The following is a 9,118-nucleotide window of genomic DNA, read 5'->3' on the forward strand; positions in this document are numbered from 1 at the left end:
ATCCCGGCGCAGGCACGATTTTCCAAACCTCGAAGGAGCCCGCCATGACCGTCACCAACCTGCGCCCCAACATGGATCACTGGTCTGAGCGCGTCGACATGGCCGCCGCCTTTCGCTGGACCGAGCGGCTGAACATGCATGAAGGCGTGGCCAATCATTTCAGTCTGGCGGTGAACCCGGACGGGACGCAGTTTCTGATGAATGCAAATCAGATGCATTTCTCACGCGTGACGGCGTCGAACCTGCTGCTGTTGGACGCTAATGACCCCGAGGTCATGGACCAGCCCGGCGCGCCGGACCCGACCGCCTGGGGGCTGCACGGCGCGATCCACCGCCATTGCCCGCATGCGCGCTGCGTCATGCATGTGCATTCGATCTTTGCGACGGTTCTGGCTTCGCTGGCGGACAGCACATTGCCGCCGATCGACCAGAATACGGCCACGTTTTACAACCGCTATGTCATTGATGAGGAATTCGGCGGGCTGGCCTTCGAAAGCGAAGGCGCGCGCTGTGCCGCGATGCTGTCGGACCCCAAAAGGAAGGTCATGATCATGGGCAATCACGGGGTTCTCGTGATCGGTGAGAACCCGGCAGATGCCTTTAATAGACTCTTTTATTTCGAACGCGCGGCTGAGACCTATATCCGCGCCTTGCAGACAGGTCAGCCCCTGCGCGTCCTGTCCGACGAGATCGCCGAGAAAACGGCGCAAGAGCTGGACGACTATCCAGGTCAGGCCGAGGCGCATCTGCGCGAGATCAAGGCCGTGCTGGATGCCGAAGGCTCGGACTACGCAACCTGAAGATCCTGTAAGGAGCATCTGCCATGACCGACGCTCATGACGCTGAGGCCGCCCGCTGGAACTATCGCCCCGAGGGACCGGTTGGGCTGAATCCGCTGTTCAGCTGGCCACCGCGCCCGATGGCCATCTTACGGTGGTACCGAGGCGCATGGCTGCCGCTGACGTCATTGACGTTATGCATGGCGCTGGCCCTGATCGCATATCTTGCATTTTTCCCAGCATTAGAGACGATGCAGAGCTTTGCACCCGGCTGGATGTTTCGCATCTGGCTGCTGAACATGGTGCCGCAAATCCTTGTGGCTGGAGGGCTGCACTGGTGGCTTTACATGCGCAAAGGTCAGGGCATGTACAAGAAGTTCGACCGCCGGGACCTGACCCGCGACAACGGAAATTTCACCTTCCGCAATCAGGTTTGGGACAACATCTGGTGGACCCTCGGCAGCGCCATGACGGTGGCGACGGTGTATCAATGGGTGATCTTCTGGGCCATGGCCAATGCCTATGTGCCGGTGATCACATGGGCCGCTGCTCCGGTCTGGTTCGTGATCTGGATGCTGTTCATCCCCATGTGGTCGGGGCTGCATTTCTACTGGGTGCACCGGCTGGAACATCACCCCAAGCTATATAAACACGTCCATGCCGTGCACCATCGCAACGTCAATATCGGCCCGTGGTCCGGCATATCGAACCACTGGTTCGAGAACATGCTGTATTTCACCACCTATTTCATCCACCTGATCGTACCCTCGCACCCGCTGCATGTGCTGTTTCACGTCTATTTTCAGCAGATCAGCCCGGTTCTGTCTCATTCGGGGTTCGAGAAACTCAGGGCCGCGGACACCGACGCCGCCCGCGCGGGGGATTTCTTTCATCAGCTGCATCACCGGTATTTTGAGTGCAACTATGGTACGTCCGAAATCCCGTTCGATAAATGGTTCGGCACCTATCACGACGGTTCAGCCGAGGCGACGGTGCGGACGCGGGCTTATAAGAAACAAATGTACACCTGAACGGAATAGCCGGATTAGTGTCTGATCAGGACTTTTCAAACAGGGCGACAAGGGCGCGATCATCTTTGTTCGGACCGGCGGCCAGCTCTCCGTAGATTCGGACCTCGGGCAATGACAGATTCCTGATCTGGCCGTCCTCAAGAGACCTGAAGGCTTCGGCAAATCCCATCGTCTCAAAGTGCTTTGCGTTGATCGACAGGGCAAACTGGGCACCCGGGCGGGCGACGCGCAGCAGGGTGGGCAAGACCTGCGGGCCCAGATGGCCATGTGTGAAGGTCCCCGAGGACACGATGCCCGCATAGCTGTCGCCCGGGATTGGAAGGCCATCGTTCAGGTCGGCCTCGATCGCGTCGCGATAGATATCCTTGCGCATGGCCTGCTCCAGCATCTCGGCGCTGATATCGGTCGCATCAATCGGCCCCGCACCCAGCCCGACCAGAATGCCGCCGCACAGCCCTGTTCCTGCGCCGACATCCAGAACCGGACCCTGCCCACCGGCGCTGACGAAAGCGCGGGCGGTGTGAATGTGCAGCTGATAATCCTCGAGCGCAGCAAAGCCTTCATCATAGTCCCCGGCCCACTCTGCATAGAGACGCCTGTTATCGTCTGGCGATTTCAGCGCGTAGGCGGCGTGCAGGTTTGGGGGTTTGTCGCTCATACATCAATGAATGCGTATCCGAGGATTCGAATCAAGTGCGTCCATCCGGCGCTTGCATCCCTGCGTTGGGCGGATCATCAAAGGGACATGACTCAGTGCTTGTTCTCTTTCGGCCATGGCTATTCGGCCCGTGCCATTTCGAAACAGCTGGACCCGAACGCCTGGCGCGTCATCGGGACCACACGGGACCCCAGCCAGCTTGACGCCATCCGCGCGTCGGGGGCGGAACCGCATGTTTGGCCGGGCGAAAGCCCCGATCTGGACGGGGTGACCCATCTTCTGATCTCGACCGCGCCAAGCGCCGAGGGCGACCCGGTTCTGGCCCAGCTGCGCGATGAGATCGCCGCGCGCGCCGGGCAGTTTGAATGGGTCGGGTATTTGTCGACGACAGCGGTCTACGGCGATCATCAGGGCGCATGGGTCGACGAGACGACCCCAGCGACCCCCACAGCCCGACGGGGTCAGTGGCGGTTACTGGCCGAGACCCAGTGGGCCGAGATTCCGAACCTGCCGCTGCATATTTTCCGTCTGGCTGGCATCTATGGGCCGGGGCGCGGCCCGTTCTCAAAGCTCAAGCGTGGCGGGTTGCGGCGGATCATCAAGCCGGGGCAGGTGTTTTCGCGCATTCATGTGGACGATATCGCGCAAGTTCTGATCGCCTCGATGGCACGCCCCAATCCGGGGGCGATCTACAACGTCTGCGATGATGAACCCGTCCCGCCACAGGATGTCATCGGCTATGCGGCCGAGTTGCAGGGCCTGCCGATGCCGCCCGCCATAGCCTATGACGAGGCTGATCTGACTCCGATGGCGCGCAGTTTCTACAATGAAAACAAGCGGGTTCGGAATGATCGGATCAAGTCTGAACTGGGTGTCTCACTGCTCTATCCCAATTACCGGGTGGGGCTTGAGGCGCTGATGCAGCACCAGAACGCGACCGCAGCCGAGCGCTGAAGCTTGTCAACAAAGCGCCGTGGGTTGTAAGGGGGTCCGATGGATGACCGCTCTGCCCCTTTGAAGATCACCGTGTCGACGCTGACCCGTCAGCGCCCAGAAATGCTGGCGGCGCTGATCCAAAGCTGGGGCGCTATGACCCTTCCGCCTGACTGCACCGTGCTGTGTCTGGTGGTCGAAAACGATGCCTCACCTTTCAGCGAATCCACGGTGCGTGCGGCAGGTGAGACACTGACGAATGGCGCAACGCTGGATTATGTTCTGGAGACCGAACCCGGCATCCCCTTTGGCCGTAACCGGGCCGCGCACGAGGCGCTGGCGCAGGGTGCGGATTTGCTGTGCTTCGTAGATGATGATGAGGTCGTGGCCCCCGACTGGCTGGAGCGTCTGGTCGCCGGGTACCGCGCCAGTTCGGCGATTCTGTTGGGGGCTCCGTTACGGGCAGCGGGACCTTCGGGGCGGAAACCGCGTTGCAACGGCTAATGCTGCGCAACATCAGCAATCGCTATCTCGAAAAGGAGCGCGCGGCAGCGCGGAAGGCGACCCTGAACGATACGGGCGGCGTGACCATCGTCACCAACAACTGGCTGGCCGAGACGCGGCTGTTCAGCGAAACCGGACTGTGGTTCGACGAGGCCATGCGTATGACCGGCGGCACCGATGCCAAATTCTATGCCGAGGTGGTTGCGGCCGGGTTGCCAGCAGGTTGGGTCGCGGATGCATTTGTCTATGAGACGATACCGCCGGACCGGCTGTCGTTCTGGTATCAGGCCGCGCGGGGGCGGGACCAGGCCAACACGCATATGCGCCGCAAGCTGGATCAGAAACCGAAAGGGGCCATAGTCGGTTTCCTCAGCGCCCCACTGCGGTTGGTGGCGTTGTTGGTGCTGATCCTGCTGTTGCCGTTTCAGCCGGACAAACGGTTGATCCAGATCGCCCGCACCGCCGGTTGGCTGGTCGGCGTGCTGGGCATTCCCTTTGGCTATAAATCAGCGCTCTATAAAAAGGTGAGCGGTCACTAGCCGGGCAGAAGCCTTGCACGTGCGTCTTCGGCTTCATCCCGCATTGCCTTGGCGAAAAGGACGACGTCGACGCCAGTGGCAATGAAGGTCACACCCAGATCGGCGCAGCGCTTCTGCATCACTGGATCAAGGGCCAGAATACCTGCTGCCTTGCCCGCTTTCACGATCCGGCTGAGCGCGTCCATGATGGCGGCGTCCACATCCGGATGAGTCGCATTGCCGATATGGCCCAGATCAGCAGCCAGATCAGCGGGGCCGATGAATACGCCATCCACCCCATCGACGGCCAGAATTTCATCCAGCGCCGCAAGGCCGGCGCGGTTTTCGACCTGCACCAGCAGGCATACCTGATCATCCGCCGTTTGCAGGTAGTCGGGAATAGCCGAAAACTTCGATGCCCGCGCAAGGGCCGAGCCAACGCCGCGCGTCCCGGTTGGGGGATAGGTTACGGCCCGGACCAGCTCTTGCGCCTGTTCGGCGCTTTCGACCATCGGGATCAGCAGGGTTTGCGCACCGGCATCCAGCACCTGTTTGATCATCCATGTCTCGCCCACGGGCAACCGAACCGCCGCATGCGCGTCCGAGGCCTGAACGATTTGCAACTGCCCTAGGATCGAACGCAGGTCATTCGGCGCGTGCTCACCGTCGATCAGGAGCCAATCAAAACGGGCTGTGGCGGCCATCTCGGCGGCGTATGAATCAGCCATCCCCAGCCAGCAACCCAGCTGCAGTTGCCCGGCTTTGAGGGCTTGCTTGAATGTGTTTGTCGGTGCTGGCATCGCTTTCTCCCCTTGCTTGCCAAGGGTGTAGAGCGTTCGGGCCTGTGCCTCAACGCATGTTTTCGTCAGGCTACAGACAGGATCATGTCAGCCGCCTTTTCCGCAATCATCATGGTTGGCGCATTGGTATTGCCCGAGATCAGGGTCGGCATGATCGAGGCATCCACCACCCGCAGCCCGTCAATGCCGCGCACGCGCAGGTCGGGGCCGACCACTGCCATATCGTCATGACCCATTTTACAGGTCCCCACAGGGTGATAAATCGTGTCAGCCCGGGCGCGGATGTGGTGTTCCCAATCCGCATCGCTTTGGGCGGTATCGGTGCCGAACATCTCTTTGTGCCGATAAGGGGCCAGCGCCGGGGCTTGCATGATCTCGCGCGTGAGGCGGGCACCTTTGATCATTGTGTCCAGATCGCGTGGATCGGATAGGAAGTTTGGGTCAATTGCGGGCGGAGCCTCCGGGTCGGCGTTGTTCAGCAGAACGGTGCCCCGGCTTTCAGGCCGCAGCTTGCAGACATGGCAGCTGTAGCCATAGCCCATATGCAGCTTGCGCGCGTGGTCATCGACCATTGCGATGGTAAAGTGCAGCTGAACATCGGGACGGTCCAGATCAGGTGTCGTTTTCAGAAAGGCCGCCCCTTCTGCAAAGGGCGTTGCCGCCATCGATACCCCGTCCTTACGCCATCGATTCAGGTGACCCAGCAGTTTCATGCCCCCCACCGGGCCGATACCAAAGGTGTCCGTATCCTTGGTCTTATACGAGATCGTAAAGTCCAGATGATCCTGCAGGTTCTGCCCTACCCCTGGCAGGTCATGCGCAACGGGGATGCCGTGTTGCAAGAGCACCTCGGCATCTCCGATCCCCGACAGCATCAAGACCTGAGGCGATTTCAGCGCCCCGGCACAGACCAGAACCTCTCGCGCGGCGTCTATCTGCAGGTCTGCGCCTTTTCCGCTTTTGCGATACTGCACCCCGGTCGCGCGCTTACCGTTCAGCACCAACCGCTGCACATGGGCGCCGGTGATGACGGTCAGATTGGGGCGCTGCATGACGGGGAACAGATAGGCCGCCGCTGCCGAGCATCGTTCGCCATTGCGCGCAGGATCATGAAACTGGGTGACTTGATAGAGACCTGCGCCTTCATTGTCGCCCCGGTTGAAATCTTCGGTACGCCGGTGCTGCATCTGGGTGGCGGCATCTACAAAGGCGCGGGTGATCGGGCGTTCCTGTTTCTGATTGGACACCTGCAGCGGACCGGTATCGCCATGCAGGTCATCCGCTCCGCGCTCGTTATTCTGAGACCGTTTGAAATAGGGCAGCACGCTGTCCCAATCCCAGCCTTCGCAGCCCAGATCGGCCCAGCCGTCATAATCCTGACGTTGACCACGTATATAGAGCATCGCATTGATGGCACTGGACCCACCCAATGCGCGCCCGCGTGGTTGATACCCCTTGCGCCCGTTCAGACCGGGCTGGGGCACGGTTTCAAAGGCCCAGTTGTTGATCTTTGGCCGTCCCGGCAGCATGGCGACCACCGCCGCAGGCATCCGCACCATCAGGCTATCGCCGCGGCCACCAGCCTCAAGCAGGCAGACACGGGTTTGGGGATCCGCGCTCAGCCGGTTGGCCAGAACCGCCCCTGCCGAGCCTCCGCCCACGATCACATAGTCGAATTGCATCCGCCTTCCCCTTGTTGCCGATGGCGGCCACTGTGAAGGGCGGTTGAGAAAAGGCAATCATGACGCTGCGGCGGAGTGAGGTCGACGTAGAGTGATAGTTTTTAGTTATTAATATCATCGAAAAACAAAACTTATTTGCATGACCCAGATTTGCTAGACCTACGCCAAGACAGAAAAGAACGAGTCGTTAATGCCATTTTCCAAACCGCAGGCAGGGCCGATCCGCGCATTCACGCGCAGTGCCCGGGCCGATGACAGGCGCAAAGACGCTCAGGACCCCTGTTTCTTGTACCCAAGTAAACCGCGCGACGCACACATCTAGCCAGGACTAGGAGACCGATATGGACGGAAGTGACACCCCAAACATGGGCAAATGCCCTGTAATGCATGGCGCCGAGGCCCGAACCAACCGGGACTGGTGGCCGAACCAGCTGAACCTGTCGATCCTGCACCAGCATGGGGTGGCCTCGAATCCGATGGGTGAGACGTTCAACTATGCGGAAGAGTTCAAAAAGCTCGACCTTCAGGCGCTGAAGGATGACCTCTATGCGCTGATGACCGACTCGCAGGATTGGTGGCCCGCGGATTACGGTCACTATGGCGGGTTGTTCATCCGCATGGCCTGGCATAGCGCGGGTACCTACCGGACGGCGGATGGTCGCGGCGGTGGATCGACAGGCTCGCAACGGTTTGCGCCGCTCAACAGCTGGCCCGATAACGGCAACCTGGACAAGGCGCGTCGCCTGCTGTGGCCGATCAAGCAGAAATACGGCAACCAGATTTCCTGGGCGGACCTGTACATTCTGGCCGGGAACTGCGCGATCGAATCCATGGGCGGCAAGACCTTTGGCTTCGCTGGCGGTCGTGAGGATATCTGGGCCCCCGAAGAAGACATCTATTGGGGGACCGAGACCGAATGGCTGGCCCCGACCGACAACCCGCACAGCCGTTATTCCGGCGAACGTGATCTGGAAAACCCGCTGGCCGCCGTGCAGATGGGCCTGATCTATGTGAACCCCGAAGGTCCCGATGGTCAGCCCGACATTCTGGCGTCTGGCCGCGATATCCGCGACACCTTTGCCCGGATGGCAATGAATGACGAGGAAACCGTTGCGCTGGTCGCCGGAGGCCACACCTTTGGCAAGGCGCATGGTGCCGGTGATCCCGGACTGGTCGGCCCCGAACCCGAGGCCGCCCCGATGGAAGCCATGGGCTTTGGCTGGATCAACGATTTCGGCAGCGGCAAGGGCGATGACACCACCACCAGCGGAATCGAGGGCGCATGGACCGCGAACCCGATCAAATGGGACAACGGCTATTTCGATCTGCTGTTCGGCTATGACTGGAACCTGACCAAAAGCCCCTCGGGCGCGTGGATCTGGGAACCGGTGGGCGTCAAGGACGAAGACATGGCCCCTGCAGCGCATGATCCGTCCAAGAAGGTCAAAACCATGATGACCACCGCCGACATGGCGATGCGGATGGACCCGATCTATGGCCCGATCTCGAAGCGGTTCCACGAAAACCCCGAAGAGTTCGCCGATGCCTTCGCCCGCGCGTGGTTCAAGCTAACCCACCGCGACATGGGCCCGCGCTCGCGCTACCTTGGGTCCGAGGCGCCGACCGAGGAACTTCTGTGGCAGGACAACGTGCCCGCCGTCGATCACGAACTGATCGACGGCGCGGATGCAGCGGACCTCAAGGCCAAGATTCTGGCCACCGGGCTGTCGGTGTCTGAACTGGTCTCGACAGCATGGGCCTCGGCCTCGACCTATCGGGGTTCGGACATGCGCGGCGGTGCCAACGGTGCCCATGTGCGTCTGGCCCCGCAGAAGGACTGGGACGTCAACGAGCCACTGAAACTGGCCAAGGCGCTTGAGGCGCTGGAAGGCGTGCAGACCGCGTTCAACGCCGCGCAATCCGGTGGCAAGAAGGTCTCGCTGGCCGATGTCATCGTGCTGGGCGGTGCGGCGGCCATCGAACAGGCGGCCAAGGCAGCCGGTCAGGATGTTGACGTGCCCTTCACCCCGGGCCGCACCGATGCCGCGCAAGAGCAGACGGATGTGGACAGCTTCGCGGTGATGGAGCCCATCGCCGACGGCTTCCGCAACTACCTGCGCAAGGAATACTCGGTCCCGGCCGAGGCGCTGCTGGTCGACAAGGCGCAGCTGCTGACGCTATCCGCGCCCGAGATGACCGCGCTGGTTGGCGGG

The 9,118-nt window shown here is 61.1% G+C and carries 9 protein-coding genes (1 of these 9 running past the window's edge); 6 read left to right on the forward strand and 3 right to left on the reverse strand.

The window, feature by feature from the left end:
* Positions 1–44: 44 nt before the first annotated feature.
* Both ACR3EN_RS06165 and ACR3EN_RS06170 read left to right on the forward strand, forming a co-directional pair.
* Positions 45–800: a class II aldolase and adducin N-terminal domain-containing protein gene (locus ACR3EN_RS06165; RefSeq protein WP_480825813.1), complete on the forward strand. Its 756-nt coding sequence runs from the start codon at positions 45–47 to the stop codon at positions 798–800.
* 23 nt (positions 801–823) lie between these two features.
* Entirely contained in the window at positions 824–1,810 is a 987-nt protein-coding gene (locus tag ACR3EN_RS06170; protein ID WP_480825815.1) for a sterol desaturase family protein, read from the forward strand.
* Between the two features lie 25 nt (positions 1,811–1,835).
* On the opposite strand, the gene ACR3EN_RS06175 is transcribed toward ACR3EN_RS06170, so the two are convergent.
* A complete protein-coding gene (locus tag ACR3EN_RS06175) occupies positions 1,836–2,468 on the reverse strand; it encodes a class I SAM-dependent DNA methyltransferase (protein ID WP_480825817.1) in 633 nt (210 codons plus the stop codon).
* 87 nt (positions 2,469–2,555) lie between these two features.
* Here ACR3EN_RS06175 and ACR3EN_RS06180 point away from each other — a divergent pair, with 87 nt between their 5' ends.
* Genes ACR3EN_RS06180 through ACR3EN_RS06190 form a run of 3 tightly spaced genes read left to right on the forward strand, consistent with a single transcriptional unit; the run spans position 2,556 to position 4,444 of the window.
* Positions 2,556–3,422 carry an SDR family oxidoreductase gene (locus ACR3EN_RS06180; RefSeq protein WP_480825819.1) on the forward strand — a complete coding sequence of 289 codons (867 nt, stop codon included), beginning with the start codon at positions 2,556–2,558 and terminating at the stop codon, positions 3,420–3,422.
* Positions 3,423–3,461: 39 nt separating this feature from the next.
* Positions 3,462–3,905 carry a glycosyltransferase family 2 protein gene (locus ACR3EN_RS06185; RefSeq protein ID WP_480918401.1) on the forward strand — a complete coding sequence of 148 codons (444 nt, stop codon included), beginning with the start codon at positions 3,462–3,464 and terminating at the stop codon, positions 3,903–3,905.
* On the forward strand, positions 3,905–4,444 hold the full coding sequence (locus tag ACR3EN_RS06190) for a hypothetical protein (RefSeq protein WP_480918402.1): 540 nt from the start codon (positions 3,905–3,907) through the stop codon (positions 4,442–4,444). Before ACR3EN_RS06185 ends, ACR3EN_RS06190 begins: the two co-directional genes overlap by 1 nt.
* On the opposite strand, the gene ACR3EN_RS06195 is transcribed toward ACR3EN_RS06190, so the two are convergent.
* Positions 4,441–5,223: an aldolase/citrate lyase family protein gene (locus ACR3EN_RS06195; RefSeq protein WP_480825823.1), complete on the reverse strand. Its 783-nt coding sequence runs from the start codon at positions 5,221–5,223 to the stop codon at positions 4,441–4,443. The genes ACR3EN_RS06190 and ACR3EN_RS06195 overlap by 4 nt on opposite strands.
* A gap of 65 nt (positions 5,224–5,288) precedes the next feature.
* Positions 5,289–6,905: a GMC family oxidoreductase gene (locus tag ACR3EN_RS06200; RefSeq protein ID WP_480825825.1), complete on the reverse strand. Its 1,617-nt coding sequence runs from the start codon at positions 6,903–6,905 to the stop codon at positions 5,289–5,291.
* Positions 6,906–7,246: 341 nt separating this feature from the next.
* Between ACR3EN_RS06200 and katG the strand changes: the two genes are divergently transcribed.
* On the forward strand, positions 7,247–9,118 hold the 5' portion of the coding sequence (gene katG / locus ACR3EN_RS06205) for a catalase/peroxidase HPI (RefSeq protein WP_480825827.1). Its footprint extends 330 nt past the window's final position; the window shows 1,872 of its 2,202 coding nt (coding positions 1–1,872); the start codon lies at positions 7,247–7,249; its stop codon lies off the right edge, out of view.

The organism is Ruegeria sp. G7 (genome assembly GCF_056535465.1).